Source organism: Anabaena sp. 54 (genome assembly GCF_017355725.1).
Taxonomy (GTDB): Bacteria; Cyanobacteriota; Cyanobacteriia; order Cyanobacteriales; family Nostocaceae; genus Dolichospermum; species Dolichospermum heterosporum.
Window position 1 is genome coordinate 160540 of record NZ_JAAVWA010000006.1, and the last position, 25542, is coordinate 186081.

Annotated in this window: 18 protein-coding genes; 16 read left to right on the forward strand and 2 right to left on the reverse strand. The window is 39.0% G+C overall.

Annotation, left to right across the window (positions count from 1 at the left end; translation table 11 throughout):
- Positions 1-411: 411 nt before the first annotated feature.
- Positions 412-945, reverse strand: a complete 534-nt coding sequence (infC, locus tag HEQ36_RS09590; RefSeq protein ID WP_015083285.1) for a translation initiation factor IF-3 — start codon at positions 943-945, stop codon at positions 412-414.
- A gap of 621 nt (positions 946-1566) precedes the next feature.
- Here infC and HEQ36_RS09595 point away from each other — a divergent pair.
- Positions 1567-2469 carry an alpha/beta fold hydrolase gene (locus HEQ36_RS09595; protein ID WP_168635633.1) on the forward strand — a complete coding sequence of 301 codons (903 nt, stop codon included), beginning with the start codon at positions 1567-1569 and terminating at the stop codon, positions 2467-2469.
- Positions 2470-2554: 85 nt separating this feature from the next.
- Here HEQ36_RS09595 and HEQ36_RS09600 read toward each other — a convergent pair whose 3' ends face one another.
- The gene (locus tag HEQ36_RS09600; protein ID WP_053537496.1) at positions 2555-2893 is read right to left on the reverse strand and encodes a phospholipid-binding protein; all 339 of its coding nucleotides are present in this window, start codon (positions 2891-2893) and stop codon (positions 2555-2557) included.
- Positions 2894-3255: 362 nt separating this feature from the next.
- Here HEQ36_RS09600 and ilvN point away from each other — a divergent pair, with 362 nt between their 5' ends.
- The 15 genes from ilvN (at position 3256) to HEQ36_RS09675 (ending at position 25357) form a co-directional block, all read left to right on the forward strand.
- On the forward strand, positions 3256-3774 hold the full coding sequence (ilvN, locus tag HEQ36_RS09605) for an acetolactate synthase small subunit (RefSeq protein ID WP_027403392.1): 519 nt from the start codon (positions 3256-3258) through the stop codon (positions 3772-3774).
- A 571-nt stretch (positions 3775-4345) separates the two neighbouring features.
- On the forward strand, positions 4346-6391 hold the full coding sequence (locus tag HEQ36_RS09610) for a nucleoside-diphosphate sugar epimerase/dehydratase (RefSeq protein ID WP_053537495.1): 2046 nt from the start codon (positions 4346-4348) through the stop codon (positions 6389-6391).
- A gap of 97 nt (positions 6392-6488) precedes the next feature.
- Positions 6489-7433, forward strand: coding sequence for a hypothetical protein (locus HEQ36_RS09615; protein WP_168635634.1), 945 nt, complete (start codon positions 6489-6491; stop codon positions 7431-7433).
- Positions 7369-8796: an oligosaccharide flippase family protein gene (locus HEQ36_RS09620; protein WP_325064594.1), complete on the forward strand. Its 1428-nt coding sequence runs from the start codon at positions 7369-7371 to the stop codon at positions 8794-8796. Before HEQ36_RS09615 ends, HEQ36_RS09620 begins: the two co-directional genes overlap by 65 nt.
- Positions 8797-8851: 55 nt before the next feature.
- Positions 8852-9070, forward strand: coding sequence for a hypothetical protein (locus tag HEQ36_RS09625; RefSeq protein WP_053537493.1), 219 nt, complete (start codon positions 8852-8854; stop codon positions 9068-9070).
- A 12-nt stretch (positions 9071-9082) separates the two neighbouring features.
- Positions 9083-10333, forward strand: coding sequence for an O-antigen ligase (locus tag HEQ36_RS09630; RefSeq protein WP_053537492.1), 1251 nt, complete (start codon positions 9083-9085; stop codon positions 10331-10333).
- Positions 10334-10496: 163 nt separating this feature from the next.
- Complete coding sequence (locus HEQ36_RS09635) at positions 10497-11858, forward strand: glycosyl hydrolase family 28-related protein (protein WP_168635635.1); 1362 nt, start codon at positions 10497-10499, stop codon at positions 11856-11858.
- Between the two features lie 246 nt (positions 11859-12104).
- Positions 12105-14069 carry an asparagine synthase (glutamine-hydrolyzing) gene (gene asnB / locus HEQ36_RS09640; protein ID WP_168635636.1) on the forward strand — a complete coding sequence of 655 codons (1965 nt, stop codon included), beginning with the start codon at positions 12105-12107 and terminating at the stop codon, positions 14067-14069.
- Positions 14070-14106: 37 nt separating this feature from the next.
- Entirely contained in the window at positions 14107-15384 is a 1278-nt protein-coding gene (locus HEQ36_RS09645; protein WP_168635637.1) for a nucleotide sugar dehydrogenase, read from the forward strand.
- Between the two features lie 11 nt (positions 15385-15395).
- Positions 15396-16406, forward strand: a complete 1011-nt coding sequence (locus HEQ36_RS09650) for an NAD-dependent epimerase (RefSeq protein WP_027403384.1) — start codon at positions 15396-15398, stop codon at positions 16404-16406.
- Positions 16407-16542: 136 nt separating this feature from the next.
- Positions 16543-17754, forward strand: coding sequence for a glycosyltransferase family 4 protein (locus tag HEQ36_RS09655; RefSeq protein ID WP_168635638.1), 1212 nt, complete (start codon positions 16543-16545; stop codon positions 17752-17754).
- 355 nt (positions 17755-18109) lie between these two features.
- Positions 18110-18793: a sugar transferase gene (locus HEQ36_RS09660; RefSeq protein WP_053537488.1), complete on the forward strand. Its 684-nt coding sequence runs from the start codon at positions 18110-18112 to the stop codon at positions 18791-18793.
- A gap of 3 nt (positions 18794-18796) precedes the next feature.
- Complete coding sequence (locus tag HEQ36_RS09665; protein WP_053537487.1) at positions 18797-19453, forward strand: acetyltransferase; 657 nt, start codon at positions 18797-18799, stop codon at positions 19451-19453.
- A 61-nt stretch (positions 19454-19514) separates the two neighbouring features.
- On the forward strand, positions 19515-20642 hold the full coding sequence (locus HEQ36_RS09670) for a DUF362 domain-containing protein (RefSeq protein ID WP_053537486.1): 1128 nt from the start codon (positions 19515-19517) through the stop codon (positions 20640-20642).
- Between the two features lie 80 nt (positions 20643-20722).
- Positions 20723-25357 carry a MupA/Atu3671 family FMN-dependent luciferase-like monooxygenase gene (locus HEQ36_RS09675; RefSeq protein ID WP_168635639.1) on the forward strand — a complete coding sequence of 1545 codons (4635 nt, stop codon included), beginning with the start codon at positions 20723-20725 and terminating at the stop codon, positions 25355-25357.
- The last annotated feature ends 185 nt before the right edge of the window (positions 25358-25542 follow it).

Sequence of the window (25542 nt, forward strand, 5' to 3'; positions counted from 1 at the left end):
ACAGAGAAAATTTTAATAGTCATATTATTTCCGCCAAGCTGTACTAGTAGATTCTGACCATGAAAAATTCAGAAAGTAGGGGCGCAGGGTCTGCGCCCAGAAACGATTCATCAATAACAGCATGAAATTTATTTACCCCAACCCATAACGCCATGCTGTACTAGATTTACCCATAAACTTTCCTGTGCTTTAATAGTACCCGGTGACTCTTGTTTCATAACATAGGAAAAGTCCTGAACAACTGAGGATTATTTTTCCCACTCAGCCGTCAGGACTATCATTTTAGAATAAATTGACATAAATCTAATTATGGATGAATGCTGAGGGAATGGGAAGAATTTCCCTGGGGTCAATTTTAGATCCTATTATTCACTAATTTATACAGCACTCATTACTAGGTTGTTGACAAGATTATTTTTTTGGTGAAATCAGCATCATCATATTCCGCCCTTCTTTCTTCGGTGCTTGCTGAAGTTCACCAAAAGGTTCTAAATCCGTAGCCATTCGTTTAAGCAACGTTTCTGCCAAGTCACTGTGTTGAATTTCCCGCCCTCGGAACATCACAGTAGCCTTAACTTTATCGCCATCTTTGAGGAAGCGCTCGGCTTGTTTAACGCGCACATTATAGTCATGTTCTTCTATCTTGTAGCGCATCTTCACTTCTTTTACATCAGCTGTGTGCTGCTTCTTCCGGGCTTCCCGCGCCTTCTTCTCCTGCTCAAACTTATATTTCCCATAGTCCATTATTCGACATACTGGCGGATCAGCCTTGTCACTAATTAGCACTAGGTCTAATTCCTTTTCCTCTGCTAATTGTATCGCTTCCTGCGGAGTTATAATTCCCAGTTGTGCGCCATCAGTGTCAATCACCCGAATTTTCGGGAAGCGAATCCGTTCGTTAATTTGGGGCAGATCGCGAGTTCTTTTTTTCTCAATCACAGGCATTATGATTAGTGGCAGCTCTTTAGTTAAGATTTTGGACTGGTCTTGATTTAGTTAGTTTAGTCTGATATGCCATTGAAGGCAAAATACAACAGTAACTCAGAATTGGAAAATGAATATCCCTCTCTAGTGTAGCAAATTTATAAGAGAAGTTCGATCAAGTCGTTGACTGTATAGTCTGACTCTGAGTTGATTCCACTGCATTATTTAATGTAAATTACATGATACTTGACACTAATAACTATTGTTACAATTTTCTTCTGACATACATAGAGGTATGATATCTAGAAGATGTTTCCATGATAGCAAAATTAGGTATACATTGAAGCTAACCAAATATAATGTAACATATTAAGAAAGAACGCACAAAATTAATAGTTTCCAACTAAGTAGGTTGGCGTTGAAGATTGTCGTCATAGCAAGGCAAGAGGCAAGAGGCAAGAGGCAAGAGGCAAGAGGCAAGAGGCAAGAGGCAAGGGGCAAGAGGCAAGAGGCAAGAGGCAAGAGGTAAGAGGCAAGAGGCAAGAGGCAAGAGGCAAGAGTAAAGAAGTTTTCAGCAATTTTACGTTTCTTTACACAGCTTGGTTTTATTGTGTTCACCGACTTAATCACTAAGAGATAACTGTGACTACCGCAAGAGATTGGCAGCAAAGAGTTGGTAATCAAAGGGATTGGGTGTGGCGTGGTTGGCAAACCCGTTATACTTATATTCGTCCTCCCCATGATTATGCAAGAACAACACCCTTAATTTTACTTCATGGTTTCGGCGCTTCCATTGGTCATTGGCGACATAATTTAGAGGTTTTGGGTAAGTCTCACACGGTTTACGCTTTGGACATGATTGGTTTTGGGGCTTCGGAAAAAGCTGCAACTAACTACAATGTGGAACTGTGGGTAGAGCAGGTTTACGATTTTTGGAAAACTTTTATCCGTCAACCAGTGGTTTTGGTAGGTAATTCCATCGGTTCACTGATTTCTCTCGTCGCAGCCGCTAACCATCCTGACATGATACAGGGGATAGTGATGATCAGTTTACCTGATCCTAATTTGGAACAAGAAATGATTCCGACTGCTTTGCAACCTCTTGTCAGCGGGATTAAAAGTATATTTACTTCCAGATTAATATTGAAACCGATATTTTATTTTGTGCGTCGTCCTAGTGTGCTGCGCCCTTGGGCTAGTTTAGCTTATGCCAATCCCGAAGCTATTACTGATGAACTTATAGATATTTTAGCAGGACCACCCCAGGATAGGGGATCTGCTCGTGCCTTTAGAGCCTTGTTCAAAGCCACAACAGGGATTAACTTTAGTCCTAGTGTCAAGAAAATTTTACCAAACTTAACAATTCCTATGCTGTTAATTTGGGGAACAAAAGACCGATTTGTGCCGCCAAAACTAGCAAATCAATTTGTGGGCTACAATGAAAGATTGCAATTGCTATATCTGGAAGATGTCGGTCATTGTCCCCATGACGAATCACCAGAACAAGTTAACCAGGCGATTTTAGGTTGGATTGGTAATGGGTAATGGGTAATGGGTAATGGGTAATTGGTAAACATCTACCCCTACTTCCTGTCCTCATCAACAACTTATTCAGCAAACCCTAATTAATCTAATTTAAATTAACTTGTGTAGTATCAACATTTGTAGTGCCATCAACAGTGTGAGCTACGGCAACTAGTTGATTAAGAATATCCTGAGTGGGAACTTGACCTTTTAGTACCACAATGCTACCTGTTTGAGCAACCCAGAGAGTATCAATATCATTAAGGTCAGGATCTTGATCAAATGCTAATGCTACTCGCTTGGCTAAACCACTTTGATCATATTCTCCATTTAGTCCTATACGTTCTGGCTCTATGGTTTGTGTATTAGCATCATAGCTAGAATTTGGATTAACTTGGGTGCTTTCCGATTTTTCTAAGCCAAACATTCTTTGTAACCAACCCATAAATACTTTGTTCCTGTCAATTTTCACTGCTGATGACAATATATGGCGTTAATTTAAAGGCTGCATCTACCTTTGAAAATAGATATATCTAAATTAGTAATATTCCTGCTAAGAGTTAGATATTTATGATCATGGTGTATTACTCTGTCGCCAACACATCTTACGGATATTTATGGCTGATACCTCCCGTAAGGGATACAAAAATTAAATATTATTCTTATAGATAAGTTTTCCACAGGAACGGAATGATTGCAATTATTAAGTATAAAATAAAAATTCAGACCGACAATGCAGCGTAGTAGAAACTCGCTTTGCAGTCATGAGTGCCGGTCTGCGTTCATGTCATGCTCCTTTAGTCGCCGATGAAACATACGCTGTCAGTTATTGTGGAAGATGAAGCGGGGGTTCTATCCCGCATTGCTAGTTTATTTGCTCGTCGGGGTTTTAATATTGAAAGCCTGGCTGTGGGACCTGCGGAACAGAATGGAGTATCCCGAATTACGATGGTTGTCCCTGGCGATGATCGCATTATTGAGCAACTTACTAAACAACTATATAAGTTGGTTAATGTTCTCAAAGTGCAGGATATTACAGAAATTCCTTGTGTAGAAAGAGAATTGATGCTTCTCAAGGTTAATGCTACTAGCATTAATCGTTCGGAGATTATTGAATTGTCTCAGATTTTCCGAGCGCGAATTGTAGATGTGGCTGAAGATTCTTTGACCTTGGAAGTTGTTGGTGATCCTGGTAAAATGGTAGCGATTGTGCAAGTGCTACAGAAATTTGGATTGAGAGAAATTGCTCGCACAGGTAAAATTTCTCTGACTCGTGAATCGGGTGTGAATACTGAATTACTGAAGTCGTTACAAGCAAAAGTCTAGTAACGCAAAACAGAATTAAACATTAGTAATTAAAAATTCACACAGCAAATTCAACAGGCTGTTTATGAATTTTTAATAGTTGGATTAAAAGTCAACAATCGGAGTTTTCGCTCCAATTAAGCAGCAGATATGGTGTAAACACTATACTTGCTGCTATTATTTTTATTTAATAGGGAATTTGTGTCAAACTGGCATGACTTAAGCAGTGGAAATTTGATAAAACCTCTATAAGTTCAAGATAAAAAATAATAACCCATACATTAATGTTTATGTTTAGTTGATATTTATCAACGCTATGACATTTTCATTTAATTGGTGAAGATTTATTTTTGTAAATCACCACATAATTAATTATTTAAGAGGGTGATTGGAAGGGAGCAGATTGCAGATTAATGAGGTACAGAATCTAAATTTTAAGCCGGACAGTAAGCCAGTTTTACTTCTGAATCCTGAATCCTGACTTCTGCTGCAAGACGGTGATTTGAATATGTCATGTCTTTGAGATTAACAATTAAAATCTCAGGTGTTTATCTAGTGAAAAGATTTCATATATTTTCCTGGAGATGTTGATGTGAATATCCTGTTTTTCGTCTCTCATTTTACTGTTCAGAAAACAATTAAAACCTTATCCCATCAATTAAGTAAAGTTAGAAATAGACATTGGTTTATTTTTGATATTACTATTTTTGCGATGACACCATTGTTAGCATTATTCTTGCGTTTAGATGGTGATCTGAATTTGCAAGAATATATTTCACAGTTAGAAGTTGCTACAATTTTATTTTTAGTAGTTAAACTAATTGTTTTTTGGGGCTGTGGTTTTTATAAACGCTATTGGCGATATGCAAGTATTGAGGAAGTAATCTATATAGTCATGTTGATGATGGGTGTGATAGTCATCCAAACAACGCTATTTAATATATTGGATAAAACATTCAATATGCTATTAGGTAATCTTCCGCAATCACTACCGATTTTGGAGGGAATACTTTCTGGTATTTGTGTGATTGCGCTACGGTTTAGTGTGCGGGTTGTAGAAAGGGTAAATCATAGACAGAAAATATCTAAGCATAGGGAGAGAGTGCTGATTATTGGTGCGGGTAATGCGGGGGTTTCTCTTGTGGAAGATATGCAAAGAAATCCCCAGTCTGGGGTTTATCCTGTAGGCTTTATTGATGACGATATCAAAAAACAGCATATACATTTACGGGGAATTCCGGTATTGGGCGATCGCTATAAAATTTCTGAGGTAATCAAAACATTAAAAATTCAGAAAATTATTATTGCCATGCCTACAGTTTCTGGACAAATTATTCGAGAAATTGTTGATATTTGTCAAGCCAATGGAGTCCAACCTAGCACTTTACCAGGAATACATGAAATCCTCAATGGTCGTGTCCGATTGGATAGTATTAGAGATATCAAAATTGAAGACTTACTCAGACGAGAACCTATTCATATAGACATTAAAAGGGTGTCTAAATTTATTAAAGATAAAACAGTTTTAATTACAGGTTCAGGAGGATCAATTGGGAGTGAACTATGCCGGCAAATTTTCCGTTGTCATCCAGCTAAAATCATCCTGATTGGACATGGAGAAAATTCTGTTTTCAATATCCAACAAGAACTAGAACAACTAATCCAAATTCTCAAAAATAATGGTCAATCAGTCATCAATATACCGCAGATTTATACATTCATTGCTGATATTCGAGTGCGGTCGAGATTGGAATACGCTTTTGAGAGATTTAAACCAGATGTAATTTTTCATGCTGCTGCTCATAAACACGTCCCTCTGATGGAATTAAATCCCGCAGAAGCAATTACTAATAATGTGATTGGTACACGGAATTTAATACAGGTAGCACTGCAATATAATGTTGAACATTTTGTGATGATTTCCACAGATAAAGCAGTTAATCCTACTAATGTCATGGGTGCTAGTAAGAGAGTAGCCGAAATGTTAGTTTTACAAGCTGCAAAACAAAGTGGTAAATCTTATGTAGCTGTGCGTTTTGGGAATGTTTTAGGGAGTCGAGGTAGCGTAGTTCCTACTTTCCAAAAACAAATCTTAGCAGGTGGACCAATTACAGTTACTCATCCCGATATTTGCCGTTACTTTATGACCATACCAGAGGCAGTGCAACTGGTTTTACAAGCATCTGTCCTGGGTCGTAGTGGTGAAGTCTTAATGCTAAATATGGGTGAACCGGTGAAAATTGTAGATTTAGCAAAAGAACTAATTCATCTTTCAGGATATGAGGTTAACAAAGATATTGACATAGTATTTACAGGTTTAAGACCAGGGGAAAAGTTATTTGAAGAATTGTTTATTGAGGGAGAAGAATATGAAAAGACGGAGCATGAAAAACTGTTAATTGTGAAAAATGCGAGCCAGATTATTCCTAGTTATTTGGATATTACGGTAGAAACTTTACTGGGAGTAGCAGCTAAAAATGATGCTGATTCGATTATGCTATTGCTGTCACAATTAGTGGCAGGTTATAAACCAAAATTGCCAGAAGAAATAAGTTTGTTAGAGCCTGGTCAATTTACTAATCACACATCAAATAGTTGGATAAATATTCCGAAAAGTACCAAACCCAAAATTGCCTAAATAGATTAAGATTTTTGCTGCTTTTATCTTCGTAGTGTTAATAAATCTGTAGAAAAATATGAAATCAAGCAATAAAGTTCAGACAGAAAATTTGTCAATGTCAACATATTTATCTTCTCTTAAAAAGATTGCAAAAATTTTTGTCCGGAGGAAATGTGATTGGTCAATAGGAATTTATACAGGGGAATCACCTTTTAAGTTAAGTTCTCAAGAGAATATCAAAAATCCAGTTTTAACAGCTAAAGATGTTATAGATGTTTCAGCAGAGTTTGTTGCTGATCCATTTATGGTTTATGAAAATGGGACTTGGTATATGTTTTTTGAGGTTATGAACATTGAAACAAATAGAGGAGAAATTGGCTTGGCAACAAGCACTGATGGCATAGAATGGAACTATCAAAAAATTATTCTGCGCGAATCTTTCCATTTGTCTTATCCCTATGTATTTAAATGGGATAATAGTTATTATATGGTTCCAGAAAGCAACGCATCAAATTCTATTCGCCTTTATCAAGCAACTGATTTTCCTGAACAGTGGTCATACTTAAACACCTTAATTGAAGGGCAGAATTTTAAAGATTCATCCGTTGTTTATTTTCAAGATAAATGGTGGCTATTTACAACTACTGGAAACAATGATTTTTTGCGGCTATACTATGCTGAGTCCTTAACGGGAAAATGGATTGAGCATCCTAAAAGCCCTATTATTCAAAGAGATTTCCATATCGCTAGACCTGGTGGAAGGATGACAATATTTGATAATAAGCTTTTTAGATATAGCCAAGATTGTCAGCCATTCCGCTATGGAAACAAAGTTCGGGCTTTTGAAATAACAGAATTGAGTACAACAAATTATTCAGAAAAATCAGTAAATGAAAATCCAATCATAGGTGCAAGTGGATATGGTTGGAATGCTGATGGAATGCATAATATTGATCCTCATATAGTTAATAAAGGTGACTGGATAGCTTGTGTAGATGGCTATCATTCTTCCTTCAATTTTGGCTTCAATAGCAGTGATTTCGAGAAGATATTTTCATGATATTATTTCGGAGTATTCCACTGATGCAGGGATTTTTGATCTTTCACTCGTCAAATCTCAAGATGGTATCCCTCATACTATTTCCTCTGACGAAAGACTCAATCTCATGACTAAAGCCAATGCAAAAAAAAATAATTCCATGAGTCTACGTCGTAATTTCTCTTGGACTTTTGTTGGTAATTTTGTTTATTCAGCTTGCCAATGGGGAATGTTAGTAGTTTTGGCTAAACTTGGCGGCCCAAAAATGGTAGGGCAGTTTACCTTGGGGTTGGCTGTAACAGCACCTATAATCATGTTTACAGATCTCCAACTAAGGGCTGTCCAAGCAACAGATGCTCAAAAACAGTTTTTGTTTAGTGATTACTTTGGGTTAAGGCTAATATCAACAACACTGGCACTTCTAACTATTACAGTTATTAGCTTTTTAGGTGGATATCAAAGGGAAACATCTTTAGTAATCTTCCTCATAGGAACAGCCAAGGTATTCGAGTCTATTAGTGATATATTTCAGGGGCTAATTCAGCAGCATGAACGAATGGATCGGATTGCCATTTCGATGATGATTAAAGGACTTCTGTCATTGCTGTTTTTAGGCGGAGGAATATATATATCCGGTAATATTTTGTGGGGTGTATTTGGGTTAGTCTGCGTTTGGGCTGTGGTTCTACTCGGCTATGACCTTCCTAGTGGTCTTTTGATGCTAAAAGATATCTCAGAATTGCAACCTCGTTGGCACCTGAAAACTCTAAAACATCTAGTATGGCTTTGTTTCCCATTGGGGTTTGCGATGATGCTAGTTTCGCTCAATACCAACATTCCTCAATACTTGATTGAGTATTACTTGAATGAAAGGAAACTGGGTATTTTTACGGCTTTGGCTTATATGATGATGGCTGGAAACATAGTAGTGAATGCCTTGGGGCAGTCAGCCAGTCCCCGTCTAGCAAAATATTATGCTAGTGGAAATCTTATAGGTTTTCGTAACCTCCTGCTGAAACTAGTGGGAATAGCTGCTTTACAAGGCGGAATAGGTGTTTTAGTAGCGGTGACGAGTGGACGACAAATTCTAATGCTGCTGTATAGCTCTGAATATGCCGAGCAGACAACTTTATTTATTTGGCTGATGGTTATTGCTGGGTTTAATTACATATCATCTTTCCTAGACTGTGGAATGACGGCAGCTCGATATTTTCGTATCCAAATACCTTTGTTTGTTACTGTGACAAGTATTTCAACTGTAGGTTGTCTATGGCTGCTGCCGAAGCTGGGTTTGGTAGGGGCAGCGATCGCTTTATTGATTGCCGCAGTTATTCGCATAGGTTTTACGTTTACAGTTATTCTTCATTTACTACACAAGCGATGATGGGAATTTCTAAACGATTAAACTAAGCAATCGCTATGAGTATTTTCATTTTTCATTGGCTCTAATTCATAGAGGACTTGCTGATAAAAATTATTTTTTATTTTGGGGAGTAATAGAACAAACTGCTAAATCTTTAGTAGATATTTTTGCTATTACTACAGGTCTAAAGTTTAAGATACTAAAGCATCGTGTTGGTTCTCCATTAAGTGAAGAAAATTTAAATGAATCGCAGAGATTTTGGGCTAATTGCGTTGAAAAACATTATTTAATTTAATGCTCCAATTTGATGAAAAATACAAACTTAGAATTAATTTGGTTAGTAACTGGAATCATACTTACAACTGCAACTCAACTCAGATTCCCTGGAATTCCGATTGGCATTGGCGAAATTATTTTATTTATTTGGATAATATTCGTTCTTGTTAAACTTTTAACTAATAAATGTCTATTGATTACACCAATTGTAAAATTAATTTACTCGTTTTGGGGAGTTGGATTTATTTCTCTTACCTTGGGTTTGTCAATTGCAGACTCACTAAATTTAAAAAGTAGCGCATGGCATCATGATTATTTTGCTTTTGGCTTTTCATTTATTTTTTCACTATGTTTAGCTAATTCTTATTTTTTTTATTTGGAAATAAAGAAAATGATTGATTATGTGATTTCTTTCTCATTATTAGCTTTGTTGACTTTATTTTTATTTCCTTCTTTTATACCTTTTTTAACTTCTTGGTATGGAGGAGTCAGATTTCTAGGTTGGTCTCAAAACCCCAACCAATTAGCTTTATTTTTAACGGTAATACCATTTTTTACTTTCTATCTTTTCAGAAGTAGTAGTCAATTTTTTTCAAAATCAAAATTTATATTTTTAATAGTTATTTGCTTTATTTTAGGTACAGCTACACAGTCTGATGCCCTATTCTTTGGATGGATAATTGGATTTACTTTAATTATATTTCTAGAATTATATTTATTAATTGACAAAAATCTTGTGCTTAAAAAAAATATTAAATTAGAAATGCAAGGACTTATTCGAGCTATTATGGGTATATCAGCAGCTATTATTATATTAATATTGGCGGAATTTAGCTATCAACAACTATATAGTAATACTGCCAATGTATATGATCAGGGTAATCAAGGAAGCGTCAGAGTGACATTATGGAAAAATGGCATCACTGCAATCTCTTCTTCCCCTTTATTTGGTCTTGGTCCTGGCGCCCATTCAGGTGAGACTAGACCTTTTTTAGATGAGGAAGCACACAATACGTTTATAGATTGGGGTAGTAGTTCTGGAATTGTGGGAATAATAGCCTATATTTCATTACTAGGATGGATAGGTTGGCAAGCATGGAAAAAGCAATCATTTATCATGTTCGCAGCCGTTATATGCTTAACGATATTTAGTTGCTTTCACTATGTATTACGACAGCCAATTTTTTGGTTTTATTTACTATCTATAAACTCTTTAACTAACCAGACTTCCAAAACTAAATCTCAAATTTATAAAAATCAGAGGAAAATAATAAATGTGTGATACAACTGATTTCAATAGTAATCAGAGACATACAACATATTGTAAGTAAATGAGATACAAATTTTAATCACAAAACCTTTTATATAAAAGGTTTTACGGTTGATAGCTGTTGTCAAGCTTTTTTCCCCTCCTATAAAAATAAGTTACCATTGTTAGGTGATATATGTTGATTTATCAAAAATTAGCTAAGATGTTTTTCCGCAAATTTCGTTTTTGGTTATTTTGGAGTTTATTAAGCTTACTGATTATACAATCTCTCCACTTTAGCCAATCAGTTACCATATCGAAACCTCAAGTTTATTTCCTAAAGAGTCAATCTATAACCTCTAAAAATACATCTAATGCCAATGTGTCCGGCAATAAATTACATACCATGCAAATATTAGATAATGACATAAAAAACATTGTATCTGTTAAAAGATTTGGTGCTAAAGGTAATGGTGTTAATGACGATACTAAGGCAATTCAAACAGCAATAGATACAGTGTATCAGCAAGGAGGAGGAGTAATATTATTCCCTGAAGGCGTTTATATAGTAACGTCTGTAATTCTCAAAGATAACATTACTTATCAAGGATATGGAGCAACTATTAAACGACCAGATAAACAAGGAAAGTGGACTCGAACTTTCACTACTAATTATAGTAGTCAGAAGAATTCTCAACCTTTAATTATTCAAGGGTTTACCTTTGATGGTAATAGCCAAAATCAAGGTCATTACAAAAAATATGAATTAGAACAAGCGCATCTGATATTCTTGACTGCTGACCCTGAACTTCCTGGTAAATTGCAAGTATTTATTGAAGATTGCAATTTTAAAAATGGGGTTGCTGATGGAATCTCTGTATATACAAATGTTGATGTTAAAATGAATAATTGTCAAGCTATTGATGTATTTCGAGGTGGGTTTGTCTTAACTGGTGGAAATTCTTCGGCTGAAGTTTATAATCTGACTACACAAGGCAAAATTGATCCGACCGGAATTGATATTGAAGTTGATGGACGAGGTTATGGAGAAACATTAAAGGTAGATGTTAAACTTGAAAACCTAAACCTAATTGATGGGGATTTTGATATTGCTGTTGATGAAGGTTCTACAGTCATTGGGAATAATATCATTTCTGGCAATGCACCTTTTTATATTTTTAGCTTGAATTCAACAATGAAATTTACGAATTCTCAATTTAAAATTGGTGCAGCGGATACTTACATGAACAGGATTTTATTTCCTCATAATGTTACATTTGAAAATTGTCAATTCACTATCACGAGAAAATTAACAGGCGAACAATACGATTTTTTTGCTAGTGCTGATATTTGGTGGCAACACCCTAGCTTTTCTAATCAAACTAACCAGCGACTGGTATTTGATAATTGTGACTTCAACATAGATAAAAATATTCAGAAAACTGATCAAGTTTATGCAATATATCTCCGCGAAGATCAAGAAGTAAACAACAATCGTTTAATTGTCCGTGGGGGCAATATTTCCAAAGATTTTTTAGTTCCTATTCTTAGGGAATAGCTAATTTTCAACAGCTTAGATCGGCGAAAATTTACATAAAGGTACATCTTAGCCCCCTTCATCGCTTGCGGGGAGGGGGTTGGGGGTGGGGTTCTTGTTCCGGGTTTGATGACAATTTGCTGTAATTCAAAAAATCCAGAATTTATTTATTCTCACTTAGTGAAATTTTGATCTTTTTCTGCATATATCACGCCAAAGAAATAACCTCTAAAAATTTATATATTTCTTGAAGGAGTAATTCAATAAATGTGTGGAATAACTGGTTTTTTTACCAATGAAAAACAACTATCTAGTGAAGAAATTGGCAATATAGTCGAAAATATGTGCCAATCTCTGATTCATCGTGGTCCTGATGATGGTGGAATTTGGATTGATGAAGAGGTGGGGATAGCTCTAGGACACAGACGATTATCTATAGTAGATTTATCACCAGAAGGACATCAACCGATGATCTCTGCTAATGGTCGCTATGTAATTGTGTTCAATGGTGAAGTTTATAATTTTCCGGAATTAAGAAAGCAGTTACAAAGCCTTGGATATAACTTTAGAGGTCATTCTGATACGGAAGTAATGTTAGCTAGTTTTTGCGAATGGGGGGTTATAGAAGCAACCAAACGATTTAATGGGATGTTTGCGTTTGCATTGTGGGACAAAGCAGAACGCATTTTACATTTGGGACGCGATCGCATTGGTGAAAAGCCTTTATATTATGGTTGGTGTGGTGATACTTTTATATTTGCTTCGGAATTAAAAGCTTTTAAAGCCCATCCTGATTTTCAGCGAGAAATTAACCGCGATGCTTTGGCTTTATTCCTGCGTTTTTCCTATATTCCTGCCCCTTATTCCATCTATAAAGGTATCTATAAATTACCCCCTGGGACTCTCCTCAGTTGGAATGGGAGTAGAACTCACCCCCAACCAGTGGCCTATTGGTCGGCAAAAATTGTAGCAGAATCAGGTGTTGCTTATCCCTTCACAGGCTCAGAGAATGAAGCTATAGTAAACCTGGAGGAATTATTAAAAGATGCAGTGGGAATGCGAATGCTGGCAGATGTGCCTTTGGGTGCATTCCTATCTGGGGGAATTGACTCCTCTATAGTTGTAGCTCTCATGCAAGCTCAAAGCCATCAACCTGTAAAAACCTTTAGTATTGGTTTTTATGAAGATGCTTACAATGAGGCTCAATATGCTAAAGCTGTAGCCCAGCATTTGGGTACAGACCATACAGAATTTTATGTAACGGCAAATGAAGCACTAGCAGTTATACCCAAACTACCCAGTTTATATGACGAGCCGTTTTCTGATTCTTCCCAAATTCCCACATTTTTAGTATCTCAACTTGCTAGAAATCATGTGACTGTCAGCCTTTCAGGTGATGCAGGTGATGAATTGTTTGCTGGATATAATCGCTATTTTTGGGGACGTAGTATTTGGCAGAAAATAGGCTGGATACCGAAAACAGTTCGTCATTCCACCGCAAAAGCTTTAACAAGTGTTTCCCCCCAAACTTGGAATCAAGGTTTTGCATCTGTAGATGCCATGTTGCCTACAAAGCTTAAAGTAGAAGCTTCCGGTTATAAATTACATAAGTTAGCAAGCATTTTAGCAGTTCCCAACCCCGATATTATGTATGCGGGTTTAGTATCCCATTGGCAAGCGTCAGAGGAAGTTGTTATTGGTAGTTCTGAACTTAGCACAGTTTTGAATGAGCGCAATTTGTCGGACAGCCTACCAGATTTCACAGAACGTATGATGTACTTGGATTTAATCAGCTACTTACCAGATGACATCTTGGTGAAAGTAGATCGTGCCAGCATGGGTGTGAGTCTAGAAAGTCGCATACCTTTTCTAGACCATCGGGTTGTAGAATTTGCTTGGCAAATCCCCTTATCCATGAAAATACGTGGTAATCAAGGGAAGTGGTTATTACGCCAGCTTTTGTATAAATACGTACCCAAAGAATTAATCGAGCGTCCCAAAATGGGCTTTGGTATTCCCATTGATAGCTGGTTGCGTGGACCATTACGAGAATGGGCAGAAGATTTGTTGAATGAGTCTCGATTGAGACAAGAAGGCTATTTCAATCCTCAACCAATTCGGCAAAAGTGGGATGAACACCAAAGTGGCAAATTCAACTGGCAATATTATCTTTGGGATGTACTGATGTTCCAAGCTTGGTTAGCTGAAAACCAATTAGGGCTTGCTGAATAAATAAAAAATTTTCAAATTCCATTCAGAAAATAAAAACATGAATAATATCGCAGTCATTGGTCTTGGCTACGTTGGGTTACCTGTGGCTTTAGCAATTGCAAAAAAATTTCCCAATACAGTTGGGTTTGATATTAATCAAGAGAAAATTACCGCATTAAATCAAGGCATAGATTTTACAGGAGAAGTTACTAGTGATGAACTCAAAAATACATCTCTCAATATTACTTGTGATCCAATTGATTTAGCTGATTGCAACTTCTTTATTGTTGCAGTCCCCACGCCAATTGATGATAACCGTGTTCCTGATTTGACTCCATTGATTAAAGCTTCGGAAACTATTGGTAAAGTTCTTAAAAAAGGTGATGTAGTAGTTTATGAATCCACTGTTTATCCAGGAGTCACCGAAGAAGTTTGTGGTGCTGTTCTAGCACGGGTATCTGATTTACAACAGGGTATTGATTTCAAATTGGGCTACTCACCCGAACGAATTAACCCAGGTGATAAAACACATACCTTAGAAAAAATTGTTAAAGTAGTCGCAGGTGAAGACCCGGAAACATTAGAACAAATCGCTAATGTATATGGTGCTGTTGTTGACGCTGGTGTTTACCGCGCCCAATCAATTAAAGTAGCTGAAGCGGCAAAAGTCATTGAAAATACCCAACGGGATCTTAACATTGCTTTGATGAACGAACTAGCGATAATTTGCGATCGCCTGAATATTCGCACCCGTGATGTCTTAGCGGCTGCGGGGACAAAGTGGAATTTTCTACCCTTCACTCCAGGTCTTGTCGGGGGTCACTGCATCGGTGTAGACCCTTACTATCTCACAGCCAAAGCCCAACAAGTTGGCTATTATCCCCAGGTAATTCTCGCGGGACGACGGATTAACGACAACATGGGTCAATTCTTGGGTAGTCGGTTGGTGAAACTGCTTGTAGAAGCCAATGTGACCATCAAAAATGCGCGAGTGGGGATTTTGGGACTTACCTTTAAAGAAAATGTCCCAGATTTAAGAAATAGTCGCATTCCGGATATCATTCATGAATTGCAACAATTTGGGATTGACCCCCTAGTACATGACTCTTTAGCCGAAAATAGTCATGCAGTACATGAATATGGTATTCAATTATCTGATTGGAAAGAACTTACATATCTTGATGCCCTAATTTTAGCAGTTCCCCATCAAGAATATTTAGAAATGCCAGCAGAGGGACTATTTGCTCACATTCGTCCAGGTGGAATCTTCATGGATATCAAATCAATATTTGAACCTGCGGATATACCAGCAAATATTAATTATTGGAGTTTATAAACGGTGAAATTATGGCGAAAATTTTAGTTACAGGTGCGGCTGGTTTTATTGGTTTTCACCTCAGCCAACGCTTACTAGAAAGAGGTGATCAAGTTGTAGGTTTAGATAACCTCAACGATTACTACGATGTTACCTTAAAAAAAGACAGATTAGAGCAACTTTTAGCGAACCCCAATTTTAGCTTTCATTTATTGGATTTAGCAGACCGAGAAGGCATCCCCAAATTATTCGCTCAATCTAGTTTTGATAAAGTCGTCAATTTAGCTGCCCAAGCCGGAGTCCGTTATTCATTAAAAAATCCCCATGCTTATGTAGATAGTAATCTAGTGGGATTTGTGAATATTCTCGAAGGTTGTCGGCATACCAACGTTCAACATTTAGTATTTGCTTCTTCCAGTTCAGTTTACGGTGCAAATACAAAAACTCCCTTCTCCGTTCACGACAATGTAGATCATCCCGTAAGTTTGTACGCAGCTACCAAAAAAGCCAACGAATTAATGGCACATACCTACAGTAGTTTGTATGGCTTGCCGGCTTCAGGATTGCGATTTTTTACAGTTTACGGTCCTTGGGGTCGTCCTGATATGGCATTATTTCTGTTTACCAAAGCAATTTTGGCAGGACAACCAATTGATGTTTTTAATTACGGGAAAATGAGGCGGGATTTTACGTATATTGATGACATTGTAGAAGGCGTAATTCGTGTTGTTGATAACGTGGCTGCATCAAATCCCAACTGGTCAGGAAATGCCCCAGATCCTGCCACAAGTTATGCCCCCTACAAAAATTATAATATCGGTAATAATCAGCCGGTGGAATTAATGCACTTTATCGAAACCTTAGAAAATTGCTTGGGAATGAAAGCAGAGAAAAATTTGCTCCCCATGCAAGCTGGTGATGTACCAGCAACCTATGCCGATGTTGATGCCTTAGTGACAGATGTGGGTTTTAAACCGAATACCTCAATTGAGGAGGGAATCGAGCGATTTGTGAAATGGTATCGGTCATATTACCAAGTTTAAAAAATCCGGCGTTGGCGAATGAAAGTATGAATTTATCTCACGCAGAGGCGCAGAGGCGCAAAGAGTAAGAGTAAGAGAAATGAAATTTTTGATTTTCATATCTTAATTCAGCAACGCCAGAAATACTTACCTTTCTATGTCACAAAAAATTAAATTGCTGCACATTACCACCGTTCCCGAAACCTTTTCCTTTTTTCGTGGACAGATTGCTTATATGAAAGCACGAGGATATGATATTCATGCTCTATCCTCACCTGGAGAAGCTGTAGAAGAAGTTAGTTCCCGTGAAAATATACCATTCCACACGGTGACAATGCCCCGACGGATCACACCACTCCAGGATATTGTGGCTATTTGGCAAATTTGGCAACAAATCCGCACTATCAAGCCTGTGATAGTACATTCCCATACTCCTAAAGGTGGATTATTAGGAACTATTGCGGCTTGGTTAGCACAAGTACCTGTGAGAATTTATCATATTCGGGGATTGCCCTTAATGACAGCAACAGGATATAAACGCATCCTACTATCATGGAGTGAAAAGGTTTCCTGTTTACTGGCACATCAGGTGATTTGTGTGAGTCATTCCCTGCGAGAAGTGGCAATTAGTGAGGGTCTTTGTCCCCAGGAAAAGATTACCGTATTAGGTGGAGGAAGTAGTAATGGGGTGGATGCAAGCGATCGCTTTAATCCCGCTAATCTACCACCTCAGACCAGAAAAGAAGTTCGTCAACAATATGGTATTCCTGATGATGCCATTGTCATTGGCTTTGTCGGTCGGATTGTCCGCGATAAAGGTGTGGAAGAATTGGTTGCAGCTTGGAAAATTCTCCGCGCAGAGTTTCCCAATTTGCATTTACTCCTAGTTGGGTATTTTGAATCTCAAGACCCCATATCTGCTCAAACCAAGGAAATACTGCAAACTGACGATCGCATCCATGCAACAGGGGGCAAAGATCACACCCCGCCATTGTACGCGGCAATGGATGTGTTTACTTTACCAACTTATCGTGAAGGCTTTCCTAATGTCCCTCTGGAAGCTGCGGCCATGAAACTACCTGTAGTCGCCACCAAGATTCCTGGTTGCATAGATGCAGTTGAAGATGGAGTAACAGGGACACTTGTACCATCCCATGATGGGTCAGCTTTAGCCGAAGGAATTCGTCATTATGTGGTTAATTCCGAACTCCGACAACAACATGGTTTGGCTGGACGAGAGCGGGTTTTGCGAGAATTTCGTCAAGAAGATATTTGGAATGCGCTAGATCAGGAATATGTGCGAATTTTAAAAGCGCAGGGATTACCTATTTCTAATCTCCCTCGTCAGATAGAAGAAATATTGATGTAGAAGTAGTTTAAGTTTGATTCTATAAATAGGGGTTTAGCAATGCTAAACCCCTACAAATTTAGGTTTTTCTTAATCTTCTAAAAATGCTCATCTCAGTCGTTATAAATACACTGAAAGTATCAAATATTTCCCAAAATAATTGAGATAGGAATAATGTCAAAATGACAAGATTTTTATTTACATCTTAGTTATCTTTTAAAAACAAGTCTGGTTTTGCAATTGCTCAGATATTTGCAAAATCATAGAGAATTATCGTGGTTTTTAGTGCCAACAATCTCAAGGAATCCCAAATAAATAATTGGCAATTGATTGGGTTTTTACCTCAAAAAACACAGTAATAGTTCAAGGAAGTTCTATGATCAAGGGAAATTTTAAGGTTTGGAAAGCAATCAATTTTAGTCAGTTTATTAAATATTTATTGGATAGAATAATAGCAGCAATCGCCTTAATTATTTTAGCTCCTTTAATGCTAATGATTGCGATCGCTATTTATTTACGGATGGGGCAGCCAATTTTCTTTATCCAACCCCGTCCAGGTAAAGATGCGCGAATTTTCAACTTTTATAAATTCCGCACTATGACCAATGATCATGATGTCAATGGTAATTTTCTACCTGATGAAAAACGTCTCACAACTTTGGGTAAATTTTTGCGGCAAACAAGTCTTGACGAACTTCCTCAACTGTGGAATATTGCTAAAGGAGACATGAGTTTTGTCGGACCACGCCCATTATTAGTCAAATATCTTGACCGTTATACCCCAGAACAAGCAAGACGGCAAGAAGTCAAGCCAGGGATTACAGGTTTAGCTCAAGTTCGAGGTCGAAATTCTCTGAGTTGGGAAGAAAAATTTAACCTAGATATTTTCTATATCAACAATTGGAGTTTATTACTAGACTTACAAATAATTTTCCTCACTGTTTGGACAGTCATTAAACAACAAGGAATCAGTCAAGATAATCATGCAACGATGGAAGAATTTATGGGAGATCAAACCGTTCATGACTATCAGCACAAACAAGATATTATTGGAGGATAATTTATGGCTAAAGTGGTTATTTTCGGAACTAGTGAAATTGCAGAAATAGCTCACTTTTATCTCAGCCGTGATTCTGAACATGAGGTAGTTGGCTTTACTGTTGATGAAGCTTATCTAAAAACAGAGAGTTTTTATAATTTACCAGTAGTCCCCTATGAAAAACTGGAAAAATATTATTCACCTGATGAGTATAAATTATTTATCGCCATTAGTTACCAACAAGTGAATAAATTACGGGCAGAAAAATATTTAAATGCCAAAAATAGAGGATATAGCTTTATTTCCTATATTAGTTCTCAGGCATTTTATTATGGTAAATCAGTGGGAGAAAACTGCTTTATCATGGAAAATAATGTTATTCAACCTTTTGCTTCCATTGGTAATAACTGTCTGCTTTTGGGTGTAAATTCTATCGCGCACCACTGTATAATTAATGATCATTGTTTTCTGACTTCTAATGTTGTGCTTGGTGGTGGAGTAAACATAGGAGAATATACTTTCCTTGGTTTGAATACTACGATTAGAAATTACATCAACATTGGCAAAGAAAATATTATTGGGGCAGGATCAATTATTCTCAGTGATACAGAAGACAGGGCTGTTTATTCCCCAGGAGAAACCCCAAAATTTGAAGTACCCAGCGACTTAGTACGTATTTGAAAAAGATTGATATTTCTGTTATCAACTCTTATATAAACACATTCCCTTAATCAGTTGTGTTATGCGTACTAAATCTTCTCACCCCAAGCACACAAGACGGAATATTCTCCGAGTAGCTGGACTTTTTGCGGGAGCAGCAATTGTTCCTCCTATTCTTCACAGTCTCAAAACCCTGGGTGTTTCCCCCGCATCCCTTCTTCATACCCTGAAAACATCTAGATATATTCTGGATGCTGCCAATGCCAAGAACGTTCAGGCAATGAAAGTGTTGCCATTACCCAAACCTACAGGGATCAGCAAAGTTGCATTGGTTCACACTGAAGATCGGGTATCGGGAACTCAACGAATACTTGATTTGTTGCAGCCAGGGGGGATGGAGGGAAAAAGCATTTTTCTGAAGCCCAACTATAATACTGCCGATCCAGCTCCAGCATCAACAGATACAAAATTGTTAGCAACTTTGGTAGAAAAACTCCAAAAAGCTGGAGTAGGGCAAATTACCATAGGCGATCGCTCAGGAATGGCGCAGACTCGTGAGGCCATGAAGCTTAAAGGAGTATTTCAACTTGCAGATCGCTATGGGGTGGAAGTCATTGTTTTTGATGAAATGTCTACTGAACAATGGCAATACTTTTCCCCATCGGGAACTCACTGGCAACAAGGTTTCGCTTTTGCCCGACCAGTTCTCCAAGCGGGAGCAGTGATCAATACCTGTTGTCTAAAAACTCATCGAGGAGCGCACTATACACTGGCATTAAAAAATACTGTAGGCATGGTAGCTAAGTATGTTCCGGGTGATCCATTTAACTATATGGGTGACTTGCATCGTTCACCGTATATGCAGCAAATGATCGCGGAAATTAATGCAGTTTATCGGCCTAGTCTGGTGTTAATAGATGGTGTGGAAGCCTTTGTGTCAGGGGGACCAGATGCCGGCAAAAAAGTGGCGGCAAATGTCATGTTGGCAAGTACAGATCCCATAGCCATTGATGTCATTGCGTTGGCAATGTTGCGTTCACTGGGAACAACAAATGAGGTAATGCAAGGATCTATTTGGAAATTAGAACAGATTCGCACAGCAGTGGCCTTGGGTTTGGGGGCATCTAGTCCAGAACAAATTGAATTAGTTACTGCTGATCGCACCAGTCAAAAAATTGCGGATCAGATTCGTCCATACATACTGGGATGAGAATGTATGATTTCTGATCTATCCTCAGTCTCTCATTCATACCCAGAAAATTTGTGCAAATTCACGAGGATAAATGAACTATGTCCAGCTTTTCCTGTTTTGTTGTGGGCAATGGTATTCTAGCCTTGAGTTGCTTGGAAATCCTGTTACAGAAAGACTGCCAAGTGTTGGGAGTGTATTCCACAGATAATTCATTACAAAAGTGGTCTCAGGAACATGGCATTACTCATGCTGCTTCTCGCTCCATGTTTCACAAAACACTTCTGGGTGTTAAATACGATTATCTTTTCAGTATTAATAACGTCCAGTGGATCATTCCAGAGGATGTGATCACACGGGCAAAAAAAGCCTCTATTAACTACCATGACTCGCCGTTACCCAAATATGCTGGTTTGTATGCCACTACTTGGGCTTTGCTGAACGGTGAAACTGAATATGCTGTTACCTGGCATGAAGTCTCTGCTGAAATTGATGCTGGACGGATATTTAAACAAGCATCTGTGCCAATTTTGGCAGATGATACAGTATTTAACCTCAATCTGCGATGCTTTGATGCAGCAGTTAATTCCTTCAGGGAACTGGTAGAAGAACTAGTAATTGATGTTGCCAAGCCCTATCCTCAAGACCTATCGCAACGGAGTTATTTTAGTCCTAGAGATCGCCCAGAAGCCGCCGCTCTGATCTCCTATGATGTTACTACTAAAGATATCTGTAATCTAGTCAAAGCATTAGATTTTGGTCCAACTCGTAATGAATTGGGTCTACCCAAAACTTGGCTACCAGGAGGGGTGATTGTTGTGGGATCTGCCCGTTCAATTGCATCTGAGTATGGTACTCCTGGACAAGTGCTAAAACTGGATTCCCAAGGGATGTGTGTCGCCACCATAAATGGGGCTGTGCAGTTAAGTGAGTTCAGCACATTAAACGGCAAGGATATTTCCCTAGAACAGTTGCAAACAGATTATGGTGTCCGCGTCGGTGATGTCTTACCGGCAATTGACACCAATATCAGAAAGGCAATTACTGAACGGAATGCTTTCTTATGTGGTCATGAACAAGCTTGGGCAAAACGGTTGATGCAGCTTGCAGCTTTTCGGCATCCCTATTCACCATTGACAACATCTGGTCAAAAACCAGATATCTCTATGCACCGCTATTCTATTTTGTCGCTGACGGGGCAGGTAGCAGCGAAATCCCTGTTGTCTATGTTTGCTGCTTACTGTGGGCGACTGACAAGCGAAATGGAATTTGATCTGGGACTACAAACCGATGCCCAGCGTGGTATTGCTCCCGAAATATTTGCCCAACGAGTTCCTCTTCGCGTGCAAACTCAGGTTAATGAGTCTTTCCATGATTTTCAACGGCGATTTGAAATAGCCCTAGATGATACCTGTCGTCTGGGTAGTTTTAGAAATACGCTGTTGAGACGTTATCCACAATTGCATGGTGATGGGAATGGACGTAGCGATGATAATTTTCTGCCTGTGGCGATCGCCCTTGTTGCGTCCCCTGATCAACTAGATTGGCAGTCCCTGGGAGCGTCTATGGCGTTGGTGGCTTATGAAGATGGAACTTTACCGGAATTAGTACATACTGGGTCACTCAATAACACTGACTCTAAAGCCATTGTTCAGCAACTTCAGAGTTTAATCACCGCCTGTATTGAAGATCCTCAACAATCACTGCATCAATTACCACTACTCTCCGTTGCCCAACAACAGCGAATTTTGGTGGATTGGAACGACACAGCCGAACCCTTCCCGACTGATCTGTGTATCCATGAGTTATTGGCAATTCAGGCAGAACTTACTCCTGATGCTGTAGCTGTCGTCTTCCAGGACCGAGAATTAACTTACCGGCAATTAAACGCCCAAGCCAATCAATTAGCGCACTATTTGCAACTACAGGGGGTTGGGCCCGATGTAATCGTCGGTCTTCAGATCGAGCGATCGCTAGAAATGATGATCGGCTTATTGGCAATTCACAAAGCCGGTGGGGCATATCTTCCCCTTGATCCCGATTTCCCCGCAGATCGTCTGGCTTTCATGGTAGAAGATTCCCAAGCGACCGTCATCTTAACCCAGGAAAAACTTGATCAAGATCCCCGACTTCTCAAAGAAGTCGGGGATCTGGGGATGACCCGCATTATCCCCATTGATACGCTGTGGGCAGAAATTACTCAACAACCCACCACGAATCCTCATAGTGGAGTTAAACCCGAAAATCTGAGTTATGTAATTTACACCTCCGGTTCTACGGGGAAACCCAAGGGTGTGATGGTAGAACATCGTAACGTGGCTAACTTCTTCACGGGTATGGATGCTGTCATTGACCATGAACCACCGGGAGTATGGTTAGCAGTTACAAGTTTGTCATTTGATATTTCTGTCTTGGAACTGTTCTGGACATTGGCTAGGGGATTTAAAGTAGTTATCTATAACCCCAAACAAGAACGGCAGCAGTCTAAGTCCCAACAACCCATAGCTGTAAATAAATTACAACATACCGATTTTAGTCTCTTTTACTTTTCTAGCCATGAACAAGGGCAAGATGCAGCGGAAAAGTATCGGCTGTTGTTTGAGGGGGCTAAATTTGCTGATGCCAACGGCTTTAAAGCAGTTTGGACTCCAGAACGTCATTTTCATGCCTTTGGTGGCTTATTCCCCAATCCTGTAGTTAGTAGTGCGGCGATCGCCACAACCACCAAAAACATCCAAATTCGTGCAGGTAGCTGTATTTCCCCCCTACATAACACCGTGCGACTCACAGAAGATTGGTCTTTAGTAGATAACTTTTCTAACGGTCGGGTAGGAATATCCTTTGGGGCTGGCTGGCAACCCAATGACTTTATCCTCTCTCCCCAAACCTTCGAGAACCGCAAGGAAATTATGTTCCAGCAAATTGAGGAGGTACAGGCACTTTGGCGCGGAGAAACCTTACCATATCCCAACGGTAAAGGCGAAATCATCGAGGTGCAAACCCTACCTCTTCCCATTCAACCCAACCTCCCCGTTTGGATCACAGCCGCCGGCAACCCCGAAACCTTTCAAATGGCAGGAGCGAGAGGCTTTAATATTTTGACTCACTTACTGGGGCAAAGTTTAGACGAGTTAGCCGCCAAAATTGCCATCTATCGGCAAGCTTATACAGAAAACGGACATTCTGGCGAAGGTATTGTCAGCCTGATGATACATACTTTTGTGGGAGAAAGTGATGATATTGTCAAAGAAATTGTCCGTCAGCCCATGCGGCAATACCTAGCTAGTTCCCTGGATTTAATCAAGCTTGCAGCTTGGTCTTTCCCCACTTTTAAACAGAAAACCACCAACGACAAAGGACAGTTTGCAGTATCTCATCTATCTGAACCGGATATGGCGGAAGTCCTAGATTTCTCCTTTGAACGGTACTTTGAAACTAGTGGTCTATTTGGAACTGTGGACACCTGTTTGCAGATGGTTGATCGGATTAAAGCCATTGGTATCAATGAAATTGCCTGTCTGATTGACTATGGGGTAGATACGAATACAGTGCTATCTCAACTACCCTTGCTGAATGAATTGAAGACACGGGCTAATTATCAAATAAGGGAACAGGGCAAAATTGAATCTATAGCGGATCTCATCAACCGTCATCAGGTAACACACCTGCAATGTACCCCTTCTATGGCTGGTTTATTGATGGCAGAAACCGCTAACCACGAGGCTATGGGGCAACTTCGGCAAATGATGGTTGGTGGTGAAGCCTTGACTGAAGCCTTAGCAAATCAACTTCAGCAAATTATTCCCGGACAGATTCACAATATGTATGGTCCGACCGAAACCACCATCTGGTCAGCAACCCATACTCTGGCTGAAGTTGATGGTGTAGTTCCCCTGGGTCGTCCTATTGCCAACACTGAGTTATACATTCTCGACAAGAATCAGCAACCTGTGCCTGTTGGTGTCGCTGGTGAACTATATATTGGCGGTCAAGGCGTGACACGGGGCTATTTGCACAGACCAGAATTAACCCAGGAAAGGTTTGTACCTAATCCCTTTAGTGATGATGCCACTGCCCGTTTATACCGGACTGGCGACCTGGTTCGCTACCGAAGAGATGGCAATGTAGAATTTTTGGGACGGATGGATTTCCAAGTAAAAGTACGGGGACACCGCATTGAATTAGGAGAAATTGAGACGATTTTAAGCCGCCATGAAGCAGTTCGGGAAGCCGTGATTATCGTTCGTGAAGATATGCCCGGAGATCAGCGCCTTGTAGCCTATCTACTCCCACAGCCAGGGTATCAGCCATCTCATGCAACTATGCGAGAATACTTGCTCTCTCTATTGCCTGAGTATATGGTTCCTTCTAACTTTGTTGTTCTGGAGAAATTTCCCCTTACTCCTAATCATAAAGTTGACCGCAAGGCTTTACCGGCTCCCCTATTAGTTGTTCAGTCTGAGGATAGTGTAAATACAACAATACCTAAAAACGATATTGAACAAACCCTCATGGAAATCTGGCAAAAAGTGCTTCAGATACCTCAAGTGGGAACTCAAGACAATTTCTTTCATCTAGGGGGTAATTCCTTAGTGGCAGTTACATTAATTAGGGAAATTCTCTCAGCATTTAATGTGGATTTACCATTAATTAGCTTGTTCCGCTCTCCAACTATAACCGATCTCGCCCAGCAGATTTCAGCACAAACTTTTGCGAATAAATCTCATAATAAGTAATTGGACAAAAATATTTCCAGTTATTTCGTAGCCATATTAGCATGAAGCAATCGCAATGACATTGTGTAATTAACAAAGTTTGGGGGTTTAATTCCCCTGCCTCTCAAGGCAGCAAGTTTCGTGTCGAGGTCTAAATCTCCGTTGCAAAACTTAATTATAAATTACGAATTAATTTAACCCCTGTA